This is a genomic window from Streptomyces sp. NBC_00080, from assembly GCF_045041255.1.
Lineage (GTDB): Bacteria > Actinomycetota > Actinomycetes > Streptomycetales > Streptomycetaceae > Streptomyces > Streptomyces coriariae.
The window spans coordinates 6,625,707-6,644,937 of record NZ_CP108235.1 but is presented as its reverse complement, the minus strand read 5'-3'; the positions used below and the strand labels follow the sequence as shown (position 1 = coordinate 6,644,937).

At 72.1% G+C, this 19,231-nt stretch carries 18 protein-coding genes and 1 riboswitch; of the genes, 11 read left to right on the top strand and 7 right to left on the bottom strand.

Going from position 1 to position 19,231, the window contains the following annotated elements:
- Positions 1–37 precede the first annotated feature (37 nt).
- From OHU34_RS29630 to OHU34_RS29620, 3 genes are read right to left on the bottom strand one after another with little or no spacing between them, the layout of a single operon-like run.
- Positions 38–1,117 (bottom strand): prenyltransferase, encoded by a 1,080-nt coding sequence (locus OHU34_RS29630; protein WP_142263993.1) that lies wholly within the window; start codon positions 1,115–1,117, stop codon positions 38–40.
- Positions 1,114–1,911 (bottom strand): class I SAM-dependent methyltransferase, encoded by a 798-nt coding sequence (locus tag OHU34_RS29625; protein WP_142263994.1) that lies wholly within the window; start codon positions 1,909–1,911, stop codon positions 1,114–1,116. The genes OHU34_RS29630 and OHU34_RS29625 overlap by 4 nt, the downstream gene beginning before the upstream one ends.
- Positions 1,905–3,347: a glycosyltransferase family 4 protein gene (locus OHU34_RS29620; RefSeq protein ID WP_405769121.1), complete on the bottom strand. Its 1,443-nt coding sequence runs from the start codon at positions 3,345–3,347 to the stop codon at positions 1,905–1,907. The genes OHU34_RS29625 and OHU34_RS29620 overlap by 7 nt, the downstream gene beginning before the upstream one ends.
- A 209-nt stretch (positions 3,348–3,556) precedes the next feature.
- On the opposite strand from OHU34_RS29620, the gene OHU34_RS29615 reads away from it, so the two are divergent.
- Positions 3,557–4,192, top strand: a complete 636-nt coding sequence (locus tag OHU34_RS29615; protein WP_142263996.1) for a TetR family transcriptional regulator — start codon at positions 3,557–3,559, stop codon at positions 4,190–4,192.
- A 229-nt stretch (positions 4,193–4,421) separates the two neighbouring features.
- Here OHU34_RS29615 and OHU34_RS29610 read toward each other — a convergent pair whose 3' ends face one another.
- A complete protein-coding gene (locus OHU34_RS29610) occupies positions 4,422–4,655 on the bottom strand; it encodes a ferredoxin (protein ID WP_020126848.1) in 234 nt (77 codons plus the stop codon).
- A gap of 6 nt (positions 4,656–4,661) precedes the next feature.
- Positions 4,662–6,119 (bottom strand): aldehyde dehydrogenase, encoded by a 1,458-nt coding sequence (locus tag OHU34_RS29605; protein WP_405769117.1) that lies wholly within the window; start codon positions 6,117–6,119, stop codon positions 4,662–4,664.
- Between the two features lie 91 nt (positions 6,120–6,210).
- On the opposite strand from OHU34_RS29605, the gene OHU34_RS29600 reads away from it, so the two are divergent.
- From OHU34_RS29600 to OHU34_RS29590, 3 genes are all read left to right on the top strand, one after another.
- Positions 6,211–7,260, top strand: coding sequence for an MBL fold metallo-hydrolase (locus tag OHU34_RS29600; protein WP_142263998.1), 1,050 nt, complete (start codon positions 6,211–6,213; stop codon positions 7,258–7,260).
- 42 nt (positions 7,261–7,302) lie between these two features.
- Complete coding sequence (locus OHU34_RS29595) at positions 7,303–7,749, top strand: nuclear transport factor 2 family protein (protein WP_405769115.1); 447 nt, start codon at positions 7,303–7,305, stop codon at positions 7,747–7,749.
- Positions 7,750–7,848: 99 nt separating this feature from the next.
- A complete protein-coding gene (locus tag OHU34_RS29590) occupies positions 7,849–9,582 on the top strand; it encodes a serine/threonine-protein kinase (RefSeq protein WP_405769113.1) in 1,734 nt (577 codons plus the stop codon).
- Here OHU34_RS29590 and OHU34_RS29585 read toward each other — a convergent pair whose 3' ends face one another.
- Positions 9,583–10,293 (bottom strand): phosphotransferase, encoded by a 711-nt coding sequence (locus OHU34_RS29585; RefSeq protein ID WP_142264001.1) that lies wholly within the window; start codon positions 10,291–10,293, stop codon positions 9,583–9,585. It abuts the gene before it with no gap.
- A 109-nt stretch (positions 10,294–10,402) separates the two neighbouring features.
- A riboswitch (cobalamin riboswitch) is annotated at positions 10,403–10,499 on the top strand.
- Between the two features lie 102 nt (positions 10,500–10,601).
- Between OHU34_RS29585 and OHU34_RS29580 the strand changes: the two genes are divergently transcribed.
- The 7 genes from OHU34_RS29580 (at position 10,602) to OHU34_RS29550 (ending at position 17,783) form a co-directional block, all read left to right on the top strand.
- The gene (locus tag OHU34_RS29580; RefSeq protein WP_405772411.1) at positions 10,602–11,831 is read left to right on the top strand and encodes a prenyltransferase/squalene oxidase repeat-containing protein; all 1,230 of its coding nucleotides are present in this window, start codon (positions 10,602–10,604) and stop codon (positions 11,829–11,831) included.
- The gene (locus tag OHU34_RS29575; protein WP_405769110.1) at positions 11,828–12,511 is read left to right on the top strand and encodes an SCO2322 family protein; all 684 of its coding nucleotides are present in this window, start codon (positions 11,828–11,830) and stop codon (positions 12,509–12,511) included. The genes OHU34_RS29580 and OHU34_RS29575 overlap by 4 nt, the downstream gene beginning before the upstream one ends.
- Positions 12,504–13,616, top strand: a complete 1,113-nt coding sequence (locus OHU34_RS29570) for an energy-coupling factor transporter transmembrane component T (RefSeq protein ID WP_405769107.1) — start codon at positions 12,504–12,506, stop codon at positions 13,614–13,616. The genes OHU34_RS29575 and OHU34_RS29570 overlap by 8 nt, the downstream gene beginning before the upstream one ends.
- Positions 13,613–15,388 (top strand): ABC transporter ATP-binding protein, encoded by a 1,776-nt coding sequence (locus tag OHU34_RS29565; protein ID WP_405769104.1) that lies wholly within the window; start codon positions 13,613–13,615, stop codon positions 15,386–15,388. Before OHU34_RS29570 ends, OHU34_RS29565 begins: the two co-directional genes overlap by 4 nt.
- Positions 15,385–16,221, top strand: a complete 837-nt coding sequence (locus tag OHU34_RS29560; protein ID WP_405769101.1) for an ECF transporter S component — start codon at positions 15,385–15,387, stop codon at positions 16,219–16,221. The genes OHU34_RS29565 and OHU34_RS29560 overlap by 4 nt, the downstream gene beginning before the upstream one ends.
- A gap of 335 nt (positions 16,222–16,556) precedes the next feature.
- Positions 16,557–16,973 carry a transglycosylase SLT domain-containing protein gene (locus OHU34_RS29555; RefSeq protein ID WP_142264006.1) on the top strand — a complete coding sequence of 139 codons (417 nt, stop codon included), beginning with the start codon at positions 16,557–16,559 and terminating at the stop codon, positions 16,971–16,973.
- Positions 16,974–17,099: 126 nt separating this feature from the next.
- Positions 17,100–17,783, top strand: coding sequence for a YoaK family protein (locus tag OHU34_RS29550; RefSeq protein ID WP_405769098.1), 684 nt, complete (start codon positions 17,100–17,102; stop codon positions 17,781–17,783).
- A 148-nt stretch (positions 17,784–17,931) separates the two neighbouring features.
- Here the strand turns inward: OHU34_RS29550 and OHU34_RS29545 are convergent, their stop codons facing one another.
- A complete protein-coding gene (locus OHU34_RS29545; RefSeq protein WP_142264008.1) occupies positions 17,932–19,167 on the bottom strand; it encodes a cytochrome P450 in 1,236 nt (411 codons plus the stop codon).
- Between the last annotated feature and the right edge of the window lie 64 nt (positions 19,168–19,231).

Sequence of the window (19,231 nt, the reverse complement as noted above, 5' to 3'; positions counted from 1 at the left end):
TCCCGGGGCGGGTCCCAAAACCCGTCCCGGGAACAGGTCAGGCGCAGCAGTCCGCCTCGAGCCCGGACAGCCCGGACGGCAGCTGCTCCCCGCCGAACACGGCGCAGGTGGCCTCGTGACCACCGAGGGCCGCCACGGCGAGCAGCAGCGACCCCGCGGTCCAGGTGGTCAGCTCCCGGGGCCAGATCGCCTCGTCGTCGAACACGAACCCGGTCCAGTACAGGCCCGACTCCGCGTCCCGCAGGTGCTGGATCGACTGAAGGATCTCCAGCGCCCGGTCGGACTCGCCCATCGCCCACAGCGCGAGGGCGAGTTCGGCCGACTCGCCGCCCGTCACCCACGGGTTGGGGACGACACAGCGCACGCCGAGACCCGGGACCACGAACCGCTCCCACTCGGCCTCGATCCGGGACTTGGCCTCCGTGCCGGTCAACGCCCCGCCCAGCACCGGGTAGTACCAGTCCATCGAGTAGCGGTCCTTGTCGAGGAACCGCTCGGGGTGCCGGCGGATGGCGTGGCGCAGTGCCCCCACCGCCAACTCCCAGTCGGGCTGCGGCTCTTCCCGCTGCTCGGCGATGGCCAGCGCGCAGCGCAGTGCCTGGTGGACGGAGGAGGAGCCGGTGAGCAGCGCGTCGGCGGTCGGGGTGCCGTCGTCGTCGCGCCGCCAGCCGATCTGGCCGCCGGGCTGCTGGAGCCGCAGCACGTACTCGACGGCCGCGAAGACGGCCGGCCACATGCGGTCCAGGAAGGTGTCGTCGCCGGTGGACAGGTAGTGGTGCCAGACGCCCACGGCTATGTAGGCGACGAAGTTCGTCTCGCGCCCTCGGTCGGTGACGTCGTCGAAGGCGCCGTCCGCGTACGCCGCGAACCAGGAACCGTCGTCGTTCTGGTGCCGGGCCAGCCAGGTGTACGCCCGCTCGGCGGCCTCGTGTTCGCCCGCCGCGTCCAGCGCCATCGCGGCCTCGGTGTGGTCCCACGGGTCGAGGTGGTGGCCCCGGAACCACGGGATCGCGCCGTCCTCACGCTGTACGGCAAGGATGCCGGCGACGGTCTCGGCGGCCTGCTCGGCGGTGAGGACCCCGGGCAGGACGAGGTGCTCTGTCCGGGGTGTCGTCACTTGGCGTCCGCCCCGGTCTTCTCAGCCTGCTCGGTCTTCTCCGCCTGCTCGGCGTTCTCCGCCTGCTCGGAGAGTCGCGGCAGGTGCGGCTTGGTCGCGTACGCCACGAAGCTCTTGCCGATGAGCGGGTTCAGCGCCTGCTCGGCGACCCGGGTGGCGAGGGGCTTCTTCATGATGTCCCAGACCAGCAGCTTGTGGTACGCCCGTACCGGCAGCGCCTTGTCGTTGTCGACACCGAAGGCGCACTTCAGCCACCAGTACGGCGAGTGCAGCGCGTGGGCGTGGTGGGTGCCGTACGGCTTCAGGCCCGCCTCGCGGATCTTCGTGAGCAGCTCGTCCGCCCGGTAGATGCGGATGTGGCCGCCCTCGACCTCGTGGTAGGCGTCGGAGAGGGTCCAGCAGACCTTCTCGGGGCCGTAGCGCGGGACGGTGATGGCGATCCGGCCGCCCGGCTTGAGCACCCGCACCATCTCGGCGAGAACGCCCTTGTCGTCCGGGATGTGCTCCATGACCTCGGAGATGATCACGACGTCGAAGGACTCGTCGGGGAAGGGCAGGGCGAGCGCGTCGCCCTCCATGGCCGTCGCGGTGGCACCCTCGGGGGCCTCGCCGGCCTCCTTCATCGCCGCGAACCACTTGGCGACCTCGCGGATCTCCTCGGCGTTCTGGTCGAGGGCCACGACCTGCGCGCCGCGCCGGTAACACTCGAAGGCGTGCCGGCCGGCACCGCAGCCCAGGTCCAGGACTCGGTCGCCCGGGGCGAGCGGGAACCGGGAGAAGTCGACGGTCAGCACGTGGCCCTGCTTTCGCGATCGCGATCGGATGCTTCGGATACGGCGTCGGTGTCGGCACCGGCCCCGGCACCGACGGACTCGACGGCTTCGGGGGCGGCGGACGCCGCGGAAGCCTGGGCGACCCGTGAGCGACCGCGGTCGGCTATCGCCTCGCGGTACCGGGCCACGGTCCCCTCGGCGGCGCGCGCCCAGGTGAACCGTTCGAGCACCCGTTGCCGTCCGGCCGCACCGAGCCGGGCCCGCAACTCCGGGTCGCCCAGCAGTCGTCCGAGACCCGTGGCCAGCGCGCCGGAGTCGCCCGGCGGCACGGCCAGGCAGGTCTCGCCGTCGCGCCCGGCGACCTCGGGGATCGCTCCGCCGGTCGTGGCGAGCAGCGGGGTGCCCGTGGCCATGGCCTCGGCGGCCGGCAGGGAGAAGCCCTCGTACAGCGACGGCACGCAGGCGACCTCCGCCGAGCGGACCAGGTCGACCAGTTCGGCGTCGGAGATGCCCTTGACGAACTCGACGGCGCCTTCGAGGCCGTACCGCTCGATCGCCTGGGCGACCGGCCCCTCCTGCGGGCGCTTGCCGACGACGACGAGATGGGCGTGCGGGTGCTCGGTGCGCACCTTGGCCAGCGCCTCGACGAGGAAGACCAGGCCCTTGAGCGGGACGTCCGCGCTGGACGTCGTCACGATCCGGCCCGGTACGACGGGCACGGCGGGGTTCGGCGAGAACAGGTCGGTGTCGGCACCGATGTGGATGACGTGGACGCGGTCGTCACGGACGCCGAGGTGGTCGACGATCTCCTGGCGGGAGGTGCCGGAGACGGTGAGCACGGACGGCAGCCGGCGCGCGACCCGCTTCTGCATCCGGGTGAACGCGTACCAGCGGCGCACGGAGTACCGGCGCCGCCGTCCCTCGGCCGCGTCCAGCTCCAACTGCCGGTCGACGGTGATGGGGTGGTGGATGGTGGTGACGAGGGGTGCGCCGATGTCCCCCAGCAGCCCGTATCCCAGGGTCTGGTTGTCGTGCACGATGTCGAACTGACCGCTGCGCGCGCGGAGATGGCGGCGGGCCCGGAGCGAGAAGGTCAGCGGCTCGGGGAAGCCGCCGGTCCACATCGTGGCGACCTCCAGGGCGTCGACCCAGTCGCGGTACTCGCCGCGCTTCGGGGTGCGGAAAGGATCCGGCTGACGGTAGAGGTCGAGGCTGGGCAGCTCGGTGAGGGTGAGACGGTCGTCGTGGCCCGGGTCCAGCACCGGATAGGGCTGGGAGCCGATCACCTCGACGCGGTGACCGAGACGGGCGAGCTCACGCGAGAGATGCCGTACGTAGACACCCTGACCCCCGCAGAACGGGTTCCCCTTATAGGTGAGGAGAGCGATGTCGAGCGATCTCCCGCCGTCGGCGGCGAGGTCGTGCCGGGGCCCTGCCTGACTGGCCTCAGCGGTCACTCCGGGCCCCCTTCTGCCTGCATTGTCCCGCGAGACTACGACGGGACGCTAATCTAGAACAAGTTTCAGACTTGATCGTTCGGGAGGCTCTGAATCTACCGGCAGGTAGGAGAGCTGTGAGCAGTGGATCAGGTGATTCACGCCACGGCCGACCGCCCCGTCGAGCCGTGCGCCCACTGAGCCTCACCGACTGTCACGGAACGGGACCCATGTCTGCGGAAGCCAGCACTCAGCACCCTGCCCACTCCCCGCTCACCCAGCGGCAGGAGGAGCGTCGGCGCCGCATCCTGCACGCGAGCGCGCAGTTGGCCAGCAGGGGCGGGTTCGACGCGGTGCAGATGCGGGAGGTCGCGGAGTCCTCACAGGTCGCCCTGGGCACGCTCTACCGCTACTTCCCCTCCAAGGTGCACCTGCTGGTCGCCACGATGCAGGACCAGCTGGATCACATGCACGGCACGCTGCGGAAGAAGCCCCCGACGGGCGAGCGGGCGGCGGACCGCGTCGCGGAGACGCTGATGCGCGCCTTCCGCGCCCTCCAGCGCGAGCCGCACCTGGCGGACGCGATGGTCCGCGCGCTCACCTTCGCCGACCGCAGCGTCTCACCGGAGGTCGACCAGGTCTCCCGGCAGACGACGGCGATCATCCTCGACTCGATGGGCCTCACCGACCCCACCCCGGAGCAGCTCTCGGCGGTCCGCGTCATCGAGCACACCTGGCACTCGGCGCTCATCACCTGGCTGTCGGGGCGCGCGTCCATCGCCCAGGTGCGGATCGACATCGAGACGGTGTGCCGGCTCATCGACGTGACGGACCCCGGACAGCACACGAGCGGGACACACGGGTAGGACACACGAGGAGGACACGCGAAGAGGACCTACGAGACGAGAGGGTTTCCTTCAGGTCCTGTCCCGCGACCTTCAGGTCCCTCGGTCCGTCCGTCGACGTCGGCCTCGGCGGATGCCTTCGCGTCACGCAGAAGTCGGCTACTCCGGTCGGACCCCCTCATTCGCCTCGTAGGCCACTACCAGGATAGAACGTCGCAAACGTGACGCAATACCCTATCGGGAAATTTCTTCACTCCTCCGGCGGGAACACCGCCTCCCCGCTGCCCACCAACGTGAGCATGATCGCCTCCACCGGGCAGCTCTCCGCCGCCGCCAGCACCCGCTCGTTGGCGTCCATGTCCGGGTCGGCCGGGTGGGACTGGCGCGCGGTGTCGAGCCGGAAGCCGTCGGGCGCGTGGTGGATGCACTGGGCGGATCCGATGCACAGGGACCGGTCCACCTCGACGTGCCAACGATCGCCCATGGCCCGTCAGCCCTCCCATCCCGCCGGCAGGTGGATCATCTTGTGCTCGAGGTACTCGCCGAAGCCCTCGGGCCCGAACTCCCGCCCCAGCCCGGAGTTCTTGTAGCCGCCGAACGGCCCGAGCATGTCGAGGCTGAAGGTGTTCACCGAGTACGTCCCGGTACGGACCTGCCGGGCGACCTCGATGCCGTGCTCGACGTCGGCCGTCCACACGCTGCCGCTGAGCCCGTAGTCGGAGTCGTTCGCGATCTTCAGCGCCTCGGACTCGTCGCCGTAGGGCAGCAGGCAGATCACCGGCCCGAAGATCTCCTCGCGGGCGATCCGCATGGAGTTGTCGACGTCACCGAACAGCGTCGGTTCCACATACCAGCCGCGCTCCAGACCCGGCGGACGTCCCCCGCCCGTGAGGATCTTCGCGCCCTCCTCCTGCCCGATCCGGATGTAGTCGAGGTTCCGGCGCTGCTGCCGCCGCGCCACCAGCGGGCCGACCTGGGTCGCCGGGTCCAGCGGGTCGCCGACGATCAGTGCGGCCGCCGCGGCGGTGAAGGCGTCCGCGAACTCGTCGTAGCGCGAGCGCGGCAGGAGGATGCGGGTCTGGGCCACGCAGGCCTGCCCGTTGTTCATCCAGGCGGCGGAGACGATCCCGGGGACGGACGTGGCGATGTCCGCGTCCGGCAGGACGACCGCCGCCGACTTGCCGCCGAGCTCCAGGGTCACGCGGGTCAGGTTCCTGGACGCCACCTCCATGACCCGCTTGCCGGCCGCGACCGAGCCGGTGAACGACACCTTGTCGACGCCCGGATGCCCGACCAGGTACTCGCTCACCTCACGGTCCGCCGGCAGGATCGACAGCACGCCCTCCGGCAGCCCCGCCTCCCGCGCGATCTCGGCCAGCACATACGCGTCCAGCGGCGACTCCGGCGACGGCTTCAGCACCACCGTGCAGCCGGTGAGCAGCGCGGGCGCGAGCTTGGCGGCCGCGACGAACTGCGGGACGTTCCAGGGGACGACGGCCGCGACCACCCCCACGGGCTCGCGCCGCACGAGGATCTTCCCGAGCACGCCGTCGCGCCGCTCCTCGTACGTGAAGCCGCGCGCGACGGTGATCGCCGCGTCCCACACCATCATCGCGCCGAGGGCCTGCGCGAGGACGCTCCAGGAGTACGGGGAGCCGTTCTCGGAGGAGATCACCCGGGCGATCTCCTCGTGCCGCAGCGCGATGCCGTCCTTGATGCGGGTGACGACGGCGATCCGCTCGTCGAGCGACAACCGGGGCCAGGGCCCCTCGTCGAAGGCCCGCCGCGCCGCGGTGACCGCCCGGTCCACGTCGCCGGCCGACGCGTGCGGCACCCGCCCGATGACCTCCTCGGTGTGCGGCGAGACGACCTCGATGACGTCCTTGCCCAGGGGGTCGATCAGTTCCCCGCCGATGAACAGCTGTCCGTGTTCCACGAGCTCGGCCATGACCACTGCCTTCGTCTGCGTTTCTGACGGTGTTTCAGAAACTGATACCAGTTCTAGTTATAGTGGGCAATGGCCGTGTGACGGAGGGCAGATGAAGAGCAGTCAGGGCGAACCCACCACGTACGACCACGGCGGCGGTGTCCGCTCGCTCCGGGTGCCCATCCCGGACAACCCGCTGGGGCACACCCTGGTGTACGTCGTCGACACCGACCGTGGGCCGGTCCTGATCGACACGGGCTGGGACGACCCGGCGTCCTGGGCGGCGCTGACCGCCGGACTGACCGCGTGCGGCACGTCCGTCTCGGAGCTGTGCGGAGTCGTGATCACCCACCACCATCCCGACCACCACGGCCTGTCCGGCCAGGTGCGGGAGGCCTCCGGGGCGTGGGTGGCGATGCACGCGGCGGACACCTCCATCGTGCGGCGGACCCGCGAGACGCGTCCCGAGCGCTGGTACACGTACATGGCGGCCAAGCTCACCGCCGCCGGTGCCCCGGAGGAGCACATCGCCCCGCTCCGCACGCCTCCCGCCCGTCGTCGCCCCTTCCCCGGCCTGGCGCCCGCCCTCCCCGACCGCGAGATCGTCCCGGGTGAGTTCCTCGACCTGCCCGGCCGCCGGCTGCGCGCGATCTGGACGCCGGGCCACACCCCCGGCCATGTCTGCCTCCACCTGGAGGAGGACCATCCCGCTCGACTCCCGGGCCACGGGCGCCTGTTCTCCGGCGATCACCTGCTGCCGGAGATCACCCCGCACATCGGCCTGTACGAGGATCCCGACGATGCCACCGTCACCGATCCCCTGGGCGACTACCTCGACTCCCTCGAACGCGTCGGCCGGCTCGCCCCCGCGGAGATCCTCCCGGCCCACCAGTACGCCTTCACCGACGCGCCGTTCCGGGTAAGGGAGTTGCTCACCCACCACGAGGACCGTCTCACCGGACTGCTCGCCCTCCTCGCCACCCCGCTCACCCCCTGGCAGCTCGCGGAACGCATGGAGTGGAACCGCCCCTGGCCGCAAATTCCCTACGGTTCACGGAACATCGCGGTCTCGGAGGCGGAGGCCCATCTACGGCGACTGGTGAAGCAGGGACGCGCTGAGGCGGTGACCGGGAGCGACCCGGTGACGTACGTGGCCGGGTAAATCGCTCGCGGCCGACGAGGGCTCCTTGATACCAACGCCCTCATGGACCCGCTGCAGCGGCTGCTCGCCGAACGCGCCTGCGAGCGCCTCGTCGTCGACTTCGTCCACCGGCTGGATCTCGGCGAACCCTCCTCGGTGGCCGAGCTGTTCACCGAGGACGGAACCTGGGAGTGGCCGGCGGGCGGTCGGCTGGTCACGGGGCGGACGGCGCTGCGGGAGCACTTCGGTTCGCGTCCCGCCGACCGGCTCTCGCGCCGCCTCATGTCGAACATCCTGGTCACCCCGACCGCACCGGCCACCGCCCTGGCCACCTCGTATTTCTCGACGTACCGGGTCGACGGCTACGAGGGCGGCGTCGTCCCCGCCGGACCGCCCGTCCAGGTCGGGCACTACCAGGACGCGTTCCGCCAGGTCGACGGGGTGTGGCTGCTGGAGACCCGGGTGCTGTTCCTCCCCTTCGGCGGACCGACACCCCACGTAGGCTGCTGACTTGATCGGATCACCGGATCGTCAGGTCGCCGGGTCGTCGGATCATGGGGATCAGGAGCCGTGGCCGGGGGGCCGGGGTCATGAGGGGGATGAGGGCCGATGAATCATGCGACCGAGGTGTTCCAGCCACTCCAGGCGGACGATCCGCCCGTGGTGGCCGGTTACCGTCTCGCCGCCCGGCTCGGGGCGGGCGGCATGGGACGGGTCTACCTGTCGCACACACAGGGTGGCCGGCCACTGGCCATCAAGGTGGTACGCCCCGAACTGGCCGACGACCCGGCCTTCCGGCGGCGGTTCCGCCGGGAGATCAAAGCCGCTCGGCGGGTCCGCGGCGCGTACACCGCCGAACTGATCGACGCCGACGCCGACGGCGTACCTCCCTGGCTGGCCACGCTGTACGTACCCGGGCCCTCGCTGGCCGAGGCCGTCGCCCGGCGCGGGCCGTTGCCGGTGCCCGCGGTGCTGTGGCTGATGGCGGGGGTGGCGGAGGCGCTGCAGGCCATCCACGGTGCGGGAATCGTGCACCGGGACCTGAAGCCGTCGAACGTGCTGCTGGCCGCCGACGGACCGCGCGTGATCGACTTCGGCATCTCGCTGGCCTCCGACGTCACCTCGAACACCGCCACCGGCCTCGCCGTCGGCACACCGCAGTACATGGCTCCCGAGCAGGCGACCGCGGGCGAGGTCACCGCGGCGACCGATGTGTTCGCGCTCGGCCAGACGGCGGCGTTCGCGGCCCTGGGCGAGCCGCTGTACGGGGACGGTCCCTCGGTCAGCGTGCTGTACCGGATCGTGCACTCGGAACCCGACCTGTCCCTGCTGCCCGAACCGCTCCGTCCGCTGATCGCCCGCTGCCTGGCCGCCGATCCGGCGGAGCGGGTCACTCCGGCGGAGATCGTCGAATGGTGCAGGCAACGTCTGGGCGGAGAGGCGGACAGCGGCGCCGGGCCGGCGGTCTGGCGGGAGATCACCGGGCCGGAGGTGTCGGTTCCGTCTCCGGTCCCCGATCCCACCCCGGTGCACACGCTGCCCTTGATCCCGCGGCCCTCGCACAAGACGCCGCAGCACGAGACATCCCGACACGCTGTGCCCACCGACGCGATGCCCTCGAACGCGATGGCTCCGCACGCCATGGCCCCGCACGCGATGCCCTTGATCGCGCCGGTACGGTCGCAGCTCACGCGGCCGGACGGGCGGCCGGCCCGGCGTCGGCGCACCGCGCTGGTCACGGCCGCCGCCGTCACCGCGGGCGCGCTGGTGCTGACCGGTCTGACGTGGACGGTCGTGGAGGCTGCGGACCGGCTCCGCCACCGGGACGACACGACCGGGGCCTCCTCGACGCCCGGCCCGTCCAGGTCCGCGAGGTCGTCGGCGTCCTCGTCGACAGCCGCGCCGGACTCGGCGGCCGGTGACCGGACATCGCAGGGGGCGGGCTCCGCCTCGACCGTGCCCAAGACGCCGCAGGCCACCGCGTATCCCCTCCAGTGGCTGGACGCGAAGACCTCACTGGACGTCAAGGAGCCGGTCCGGCGCGAGGACAGCAAGGGGGACATCCGCTTCACCTGCGAGCAGACCGGCTGCGCGCTGGAGAGTGACACCAGCGTGTTCAACATGCTGTACGGCGATCCCGGCGGCTCTCTCGACTCGTGCCGCATCGTCCTCACCGGCGCCAAGAGTCACCGGCTTCCCCTCGCCGCGGCGGCGGCCGGCAGCGAGATCTGCGTCAAGCACCCCTCCGGAGACATCGCCCTGCTCGTGATCCAGGTGAAGTCGACCGCACTGCCGGACATCGCCTTCGTGACCGCGGACATGACGGTCTGGCGGGCTGCCTAATCAGCGGCCCGCCGTCGACCTGATCAACTCGGCTGCCGGTAGTAGGAGTTCGGTCTCCTCGCGGCTCATCGTCGGGTTGGCCGCGCGCCTCCGCAAGGCCTCGGCAAGGCCCTCCTCGGTGAGGTCGGAGGGGTCGGCCAGCAGCGCGGTCAGCATCGCCCGGGCCGGGTCGGCGATGGGCTGGGGAGAGACGGCCACCTGGGCGAGGATCACCGCGGACATGCCCCAGTCGAGCCCGGGGTCGCCCTCCTCCGCGTTGGCCCAGTCGATGACCCGGGGGCCGTCGGGCGTGAGGATCACGTTGTCCGGGTGGAGGTCCAGGTGCAGGATGCGGGCGTCGGCCGAGACCCGTCCGGGCAGGGCGTGCAGCTCGCGCAGCAGCCGGGCGAGGACGGCCCCCGCCTCCTCGGCGTCCAGCGTGCCCGCCCCGAACGCGTGGAGCATCGTCGGCCCGTTCAGCCGCTCCATGACCAGGTCGGCGCGTGAGCCGGAGGACCGTACGGCGGGTGCGGGGTAGCCGTGCCGGCGCACGTGTGTCATCACCGCCGCGAGGGTGGCCGAGTCCTCCCAGCCCTCCCGGTCACGGCGCAGCACCCACGCCTCGTCGATCTCGTACACGTCGGCCGTTCGGCCCGAGCCGAGCAACCGGCCCGGCGGCCCGCCCGGCACCCCGGCCGGCAGCCCGCCCGACACCCTCCCCGTATGCGTCATGGTCACAACATATCGGCGGCTTCCGCCCCCTCCGGGGCGCTTTCACAGCCGCCCCTCGGACGCCCGGCTACCTGCCGGTAGAGTGGCCGCGTCGTCATCACGCCCGTACAGGGGGAAGCCGGTGCAATTCCGGCGCTGACCCGCAACCGTGAGAGCCGGATCGCCCGGTACGGGACCGTGACCGGCTCACGTGCGTCGGCAGGCCCGTCGTCGCACGGCACCGTCGAGGTATACGGAGCCGAGCCGCCGGGATGTCCCGTGCTGCCCGGCTGCGTGACCTCACCGACCGGGAGAGGCACCCGCCGATCATGAACATCCGCCGCAGCGCCGCCGCACTGGCCGCCGCCACCGTCGTGCTGGGTGCCGCGGTCCCCGCCGCCGCCACCCCGTCCCCCACCCCGTCGGTGGCGATACCCGACGGTCTGTACGGCACCACCGACCCGACGTACGACGGCGTCTGGCGCCAGTCGCTGGCCCTGCTCGCGCAGCGGACCACGGGCGTCACCCCCGCCGACCGGGCCGTGGCCTGGCTGGCCGGACAGCAGTGCGCGTCCGGCGCCTTCGCCGCGTTCCGCGCGGACACCGCCAAGGCGTGCGACGCCAAGCTGATGGTGGACACCAACAGCACCGCGGCGGCCGTCCAGGCACTGGCCGCGCTGGGCGGCCACCAGGCAGCGACCGAGAAGGCCGTCGGCTGGCTGAAGTCGGTCCAGAACGCCGACGGCGGCTGGGGCTACACCCCCGGCGGCGCGAGCGACGCGAATTCGACCTCCGTGGTGACGGGCGCGATGGCGGCGGCCGGGGAGAAGACTTCGGAGGTGCGAAAGGGCGGCAAGTCGTCGTACGACGCTCTCCTCAAGCTCTCCATCAAGTGCGACATCGACCCCGACGGCGGCGCGTTCGCGTACCAGCCGGACAAGAAGGGCGCCCTCGCGGCCAACGCGGACGCGACGGCGGCGGGCGTGCTCGGGGTCCTCGGCAAGGGGTTCGTGACGACGGCCGGCAAGACGTCGGCGCCCCCCACCTGCGACCCCGCCACTGCGGGCACCCCGAGCGGACTCGCCCGCAACGGCTCCGCATACCTCGCCCAGTCGGTCCACGACACCGGCTACCTGAAGTCCGCGCTCCCCGGCGCCGAGGACCAGCCCGACTACGGCAACACCGCCGACGCCGTCGTCGCCCTCGCCGCGCAGGGTGCGACCGAGCAGGCGAAGACGGCCCTCTCCTGGCTCGAGCAGAACTCCGCAGGCTGGGCGAAGCAGAGCGGCCCCGCCGCCTACGCCCAGCTGATCTTCGCGGCCCACGCCATGGGCGCCGACCCCCGCCACTTCGGCGGCTCCGACCTCGTCGCGCAGCTCGACGCGACGGGTCCGACCCCGCAGGCCACGGCGAAGGCCACCGATCAGGCCGCCGACGCCGACAAGAAGGACGACTCGGATTCCGGTTACGGCGTCTGGTGGATCGTCGGCGTCTTCCTCGTCGCCGGTATCGGCATCGGCTTCCTGATCAGCGTCCGTGGCAGGAAGCGGCAGCCGTGAAGCGCCGGTGCGCCGCCCTCGTCCTCGCCGCGCTGCTGCTGTCGCTGACCGGCACGGTCCAGTCGGCCCAGGCCGCCGGCTACCGCTACTGGTCGTTCTGGGACCGCTCCGGCGACGGCTGGACGTACGCCACCCAGGGCCCGTCCACCGCCCGCCCCGCCGACGGCGACGTCCAGGGCTTCCGGTTCGCGGTGAGCGCGGACTCCCAGGACGCGTCGCAGCCGCGCGGCGCGGCGTCCTTCGCGACGATCTGCGCGAAGACGCCCGCAAGGGACGGCACGAAGCGGGTGGCCCTGGTCATCGACTTCGGCACGACGGCCGACGCGCCGAGCGGCGAGACCCCGCCGTCACCGCGCACGGCCTGCGCCCGGGTCTCGCCCGACGCGACGACGGCCGAGGCGCTCGCCTCGGTCGCCAAACCGCTGCGCTACGACACGAACGCCCTGCTGTGCGCGATCGCGGGGTATCCGGAGACGGGCTGCGGCGAGCAGGTGTCCGGGCAGGCGTCGGGCCAGGCGTCCGAGCAGGCGTCGGGCGCCGAGGAGCCGACGTCCGCCGGGAAGCCGGAGAAGGACGGCGGACCGTCCGTGGGCCTGTACGCGGGCGTGGCGGCGGTGGCGGTGCTGGGCGCGGCGGCGCTCTGGCAGGCCCGGCGGCGAGGATCCCGCAGGGATGGCTGACGGCCCGATCACTGATGGCCGGATCGCTGATGGCCGCCCCCGCACACCACGCACCCCGCTCCACCCGGCCGCCTGGTGGCTGTGGGCCCTCGGTCTCGGCACCGCCGCCACCCGCACCACCAACCCGCTCCTCCTCGGTCTCCTCCTCACCGTCTCCGCCTACGTCGTCACCACGTGCCGCCCCGACACCCCCTGGTCCCGCTCCTACTCCGCGTTCCTCAAGCTCGCCCTCGCCGTCCTCGTCATCCGTCTGGTGTTCGTCGTCGCCCTGGGATCCCCGATCCCCGGGACTCAGGTGCTCGTCACGCTTCCCGAAGTCCCGCTCCCCCACTGGGCGCAGGGCATCCGGCTCGGCGGCGCGGTCACGGCCGAGGGCCTGCTCTTCGCGTTCTACGACGGCCTGAAACTGGCGACCCTGCTCGTCTGCGTGGGTGCCGCCAACGCCCTGGCCAGCCCCTCCCGCCTCCTCAAGACGCTCCCCGGCGCCCTGTACGAGACGGGGGTGGCGGTGGTCGTGGCCCTCACCTTCGCCCCGAACCTCATCGCGGACGTCCACCGCCTGCGCGCCGCCCGCCGTCTGCGGGGCCGCCCGGACACGGGTCTGCGCGGCCTGCTCCAGGTGGGCCTGCCGGTCCTGGAGGGCGCCCTGGAACGCTCCGTCGCCCTCGCCGCCGCGATGGACGCCCGCGGCTACGGCCGTACCGCCGACGTCCCCGCCCCCGTCCGCCGGACGACCGCCGTCCTCACGCTCGGCGGTCTGCTCGGCGTCTGCGCGGGAACGTACGGCCTGCTCACCGCGGCGGGCGGCAGCTACGGCCTCCCGGTGCTGTTCGCCGGAGTCGTCGCGGCCCTCGCCGGACTGCGGCTGGGCGGCCGCCGCTCCCCGCGCACCCGCTACCGCCCGGACCGCTGGACCCCGCGGGCCTGTCTCACCGCCGCCTCCGGTGTCGCGGTCGCGGCCCTGCTCACCGTGGCCGCGTCCGCCGATCCGGCTGCCCTGCACCCCGGTGTGGTCCCGCTGACCGCCCCCGCCCTCCCGCTCTGGCCGGCGGCGGCCGTACTCCTCGGCCTGCTGCCCGCGTTCCTCTCCAAGGAGCCGTCGTGATCCGCTTCGAGAACGTCTCCGTGACGTACGACGGCGCCACCGAACCCACCGTCCAGAACGTCGACTTCACCGTGCCCGAGGGTGAACTCGTGCTGCTGGCGGGCCCGTCGGGCGTGGGCAAGTCGACGCTCCTCGGCACGGTGTCCGGCCTGGTCCCGCATTTCACCGGGGGCACCCTGCGCGGCCGCGTCACGGTCGCCGGCCGCGACACCCGCACCCACAAGCCGCGCGAACTCGCCGACGTCGTGGGCACGGTGGGGCAGGACCCCCTCTCGCACTTCGTGACGGACACCGTCGAGGAGGAACTCGCCTACGGCATGGAGTCGTTGGGCCTTTCGCCGGAGGTGATGCGCCGCCGCGTCGAGGAGACTCTCGACCTGCTCGGTCTGGCCGCCCTCCGTGACCGCCCCATCGCCACCCTCTCCGGCGGCCAGCAGCAGCGGGTCGCGATCGGCTCCGTCCTCACCCCGCACCCGCGCGTGCTCGTCCTGGACGAGCCGACCTCCGCGCTCGACCCGGCGGCCGCCGAGGAGGTGCTCGCCGTCCTCCTCCGCCTGGTCCACGACCTCGGTACGACGGTGCTGCTGGCGGAACACCGCCTGGAACGCGTCCTCCAGTACGCCGACCAGGTCGCCCTGCTGCCGTCCCCGGGCGCGGCCCCGCTGCTCGGCACCCCGGCGGACATGATGGCCGTGTCCCCGGTCTTCCCGCCGGTCGTGAGCCTGGGCCGGCTGGCGGGCTGGTCCCCGCTGCCACTGACCGTCCGGGACGCCCGCCGACGCGCCGGTGACCTGCGCGAACGTCTGGCAGGGCGGGAAGCTGCCCTGAGGGTGGACACTCCCCCGGCGCCCCCTGCCGGGCTCCCCGCCGGGCCCCCGGCCGGTCCTCCCGCCCGCCGCCGCTTCCGCCGTCCTCCCCCCGCGCCGTCCGCCTCCGCGGCCCCCGCCGAGGCCCGTTCCCTCTCCGTGCGCCGGGCCCGGGTCCAGGCGCTGCGCGAGGTGGACCTCACCGTCCTGCCCGGCGAGACCGTCGCCCTCATGGGCCGCAACGGCGCCGGGAAGTCGACGCTGCTCAACACCTTCGTAGGCCTCGTCGAGCCGTCGGCGGGAACGGTCCACGTCGGCGGTCTCGTGCCGCACCGCACTCCGCCCCGGGACCTGGTCCGCCGCGCCGGTCTGGTCCCGCAGGAGCCGCGCGACCTGCTGTACGCCGACACGGTGGCCGCCGAGTGCGCGGCCGCCGACCGGGACGCGGGGGCCGCCCCCGGCACCTGCCGGGCCCTGGTCTCGGACCTCCTCCCCGGCATCACGGACGGCACCCACCCCCGCGACCTCTCCGAGGGCCAGCGCCTCACCCTCGCGCTGGCGGTCGTCCTCACCGCCCGCCCGCCGCTCCTTCTCCTGGACGAACCGACCCGGGGCCTGGACTACGCGGCGAAGGCGCGCCTGGTCGCCGTCCTGCGCGGACTCGCGGCGGCCGGGCACGCGATCGTCCTGGCCACCCACGATGTGGAGCTGGCCGCGGAACTGGCCCACCGGGTGGTGCTGCTCGCGGAGGGCGAGGTGATCGCCGACGGCCCGACGGCGGAGGTGGTGGTCTCCTCCCCCTCTTTCGCCCCGCAGGTCACGAAGATCCTGGCCCCGCAGGGGTGGCTCACGGTCCCGCAGGTGCGCGAGGCACTGCGGGAGGAGCTGCCGGAGGCACTGCGGGAGGAGCGGCCGGAGGCACTGCGGGAGGAGCGGCCGGAGGCACTGCGGGAGGAGCGGCGATGACGATGCCCAGGCGGCGTCCGGTGCATCTGGGCCTCCGTTCGCTCGCCGCGTTGGCGCTGGTCAGCGCGGTGGGCGTGATCGCGTTCGGCTGGCCTTTCCTCGCCCCGCCCACCTCCGCGCTGAACGCGCACTCCCAGGACGCCCCCTGGCTGTTCGCGGGCCTGCTGGTGCTGCTGGTCGCGGTCGTGGCGGCGACGATCTCGGAGTCGGGGCTCGGCGCGAAGGCGGTGGCGATGCTGGGCGTGCTGGCGGCGACGGGCGCGGCCCTGCGTCCGATCGGCGCGGGGACGGCGGGCATCGAGCCGATGTTCTTCCTGATGGTGCTGAGCGGTCGGGTCCTCGGGCCGGGGTTCGGCTTCGTCCTCGGCTCGGTCACGATGTTCGCGTCCGCGCTGCTGACGGGCGGGGTGGGCCCGTGGATGCCGTTCCAGATGCTGGCGATGGGCTGGTTCACGATGGGCGCGGGCCTGCTGCCGGGCGGCGACCGGCTCCGTGGCCGTGCCGAACTGGCCCTGCTCGCGGCCTACGGCTTCGTGGCCGCCTTCGCGTACGGCACGGCGATGAACATGGCCGGGTGGCCCTTCATGGGCGCGCTGGCCTCGGGGGTCGCCTTCGACCCGGACGGCGCGGTGCCCGAGAACCTGGCCCGCTTCGCCGCGTACTGCGTGGCGACCTCACTGGGCTGGGACCTGGGCAGGGCGGTGGTCACGGTCCTGCTGACCCTCACCCTCGGCCCGGCGGTGCTCAGGGCGCTACGCAGAGCCACCCGGCGCGCGGCCTTCGAGACCGCGGTCACATTCGAGGCCCCACGGAAGGGCCCAGAAGGCCGTTGACCGGTGAACCACCCCACATGACTCACATCACCTACTACCCGACCTAGTCGGACAAATAGGACGCCATGCCCATGCCATAACACCCTCTGACCTGGGCATTGAGAGCCAGCTCACACGGAACGCCGAACCCCCGAATACGACCACAACTAGCAAAAGGGGTCTTTGCGGACGGCGCTCGATCCTGTTTCTCTGGATGACGTCGCAGGGTGCCGCCGAGTCCACGGACTCAGGCACCACGGCATGCAGCCACCTACCGCAACCACACGGTGCGGCCACGCACCGCGTGACTCCGGCATGCAAGCGACCGCCATCGTCTCCGAAGAAAAAGGTTCTCCGTGTCCGTCTCCGTCATCCGTCGCATCGCTTCCCCGAAGAAGGCCCTCACCGGCATCGCCGTGGCCGCCGCCACCGCGGGGATGGCGCTGTCCGCCGCCCCCGCCCACGCCGCCACGACCTCCTCCGCCGCCCAGGCCCAGGCGATCGCGCACAAGATGATCCCGAACGCGGCTCAGTACAAGGCCTTCTCCAACATCGTGAAGCACGAGAGCGGCTGGAACGTCAGCGCCAAGAACGCCTCCTCCGGCGCCTACGGCCTCGTCCAGGCCCTGCCCGGCTCCAAGATGGCCTCGGCCGGTTCCGACTGGAAGAGCAACGCCAAGACCCAGATCAAGTGGGGTCTGGACTACATGAACTCCCGTTACGGCAGCCCGGTCGCCGCCTGGAACTTCTGGCAGGCCAACGGCTGGTACTGAGCCACGCCACCGCGCTGAACAAGCGCCCCCGTACCGTCGAAGGCGGCGGCCCCCGATCCCCGGGGCCGCCGCCTTCGGCGTTTCCCGCCTTCGGGATTTCTCACCTTCGCGTGATCCACTGACCCGATGACGACCGAGCCCACCCAGGACGCCGAAACACGGGGCGTCCCCCTGGTCCCCGTCCTGCTCGCCCTGACGGTGGTCAGCGGCCTGATCGACGCGGTCAGCTACCTGGGTCTCGGCCACGTCTTCACCGCCAACATGACCGGCAACGTCGTCGTGCTGGGCTTCGCGGCGGCCGGCGCCCCGGGCTTCTCCGTCCCGCACACGGTGACCTCGCTGGCCTGCTTCCTGGTGGGCGCGGTCGTCGGCGGGCGGACGTCCCGCCGCCTGGGGGCCGGCTCCCGCCGCAGGTGGACGAGGATGACGCTGGCGGCGGAGGCGGTACTGGTGGGCATCTCGGCAGCGGTGGCCTTCGCCGCCCCGGACGACGCCCCCGTCACCGTCTACGCGGTCATCACCCTGACCGCGTTCGCGATGGGCCTGCGCAACGCGACCGTACGCAAGCTCGGCGTGGCCGACCTCACGACCACCGTCCTGACGATGACCCTCACCGGCCTGGCCTCGGACTCCCGGGCGGGCGGCGGCGCGGGCAACCGCTCCCCCCGGCGTACGGCGTCGGTGATCGCCATGGTCGTCGGCGCGGCACTCGGCGCCTGGCTGGTACTCCGCTACGGCATCGCCGTCCCGCTGCTGGTCGGGGCGGTGGTCGTGGGAGCACTGGCGCTGACGGCGTCCGGCCGGGAGTAGCAGGTGAGGGGCCGGAAGCGGGCCGTGCGCAGGCCGGAGGCAGGCCCGTGCGCAGACCGGGCGCAGACCCGGCGCAGACCGGAAGCGGCCCGGGGGCGAACCGGAAGCAGGCCGGGAGCGCGACGGCTCGGCTCCCGGCCGCCGCATGTCACTCCGCGCTGACCCGGAGTTCCTTCACCCCGTTGATCCAGGCGGACCGCAACCGGCGCGGGTCTCCCACGAGCCTCAGGTCGGGCAGGGCATCGGCGATGGCGTTGAAGATGAGGTTGATCTCGAGCACGGCGAGTGACTTGCCGAGGCAGAAGTGGGGCCCGCCGCCGCCGAAGCCGAGGTGGGGATTCGGATCCCGGGTGACGTCGAACTCGTCGGGCCGCTCGAACACCTCGGGGTCGCGGTTGGCGGAGGAGTAGAAGAGCCCGACCCGGTCCCCCTTCCTGATCGACTTCCCGCCCAGTTCGGTGTCCTGGGTGGCGGTCCGCTGGAAGGCGATGACGGGGGTGGCCCACCGCACGATCTCCTCGGCGGCGGTGCCGGGCCGATCCCGCTTGTACAGCTCCCACTGCTCGGGATGGGTGAGGAAGGCGTGCATCCCGTGGGTCGTGGCGTTCCGGGTCGTCTCGTTCCCGGCCACGGCCAGCATCAGCACGAAGAACCCGAACTCGTCGGAGTTGAGGTTGCCCTCGTTCTCGGCGGCCACGAGCGTCGAGACGATGTCGTGAGCGGGGCACTGCTTCCGCTCGGCGGCCATGTTCATGGCGTACGCGAGGATCTCGGCGGCGGACTGCTGCCCGACCTCGGCGGTGATGGCGAACTCGGGATCGTCGTACCCGATCATCTTGTTGGACCAGTCGAAGATCTTGGAGCGGTCGTCCTGGGGCACGCCGATCAGTTCGGCGATGGCCTGCAGGGGCAGCTCCGAGGCGACGGACGTGACGAAGTCGAAGGAACCGTCCTGCGCACGGGCGCTCTCGACGATCGCCGTGGCCCGGTTGCGCAGCCGCTCCTCCAACGCCCGGATCGCCCGGGGCGTGAACCCGCGCTGCACGATCTGCCGTACGCGCGTGTGCTCGGGCGGATCCATGTTCAGCAGGATGAACCGCTGGGCGTCGATCGAATCCCGTTCGATGTGCTCGTTGAACCGGATGATCGCGGTGTTGAGGTAGGAGGAGAAGATCTCGGGGTGGGTGGAAACGTACTTCACATCCGCGTGGCGGGTCACCGCCCAGTACCCCTCGTCCTGGAAGCCGGCGACATTGCCCGTCTGAGGGATCCAGCGGACCGGTTCGGCACCGCGCAACTCGGCGAACTCCGGTAGCGGCACTTGGTGTTGCAGCAGGTCGGGATCGGTGAAGTCGAACCCGTCGGGAAGCGCTGGACAGGGCATCGGCGGCTCCAGCCATCTGACGATGCGATCTGACGGTTCATCAGAAACAGATTGCCGTGAAGGT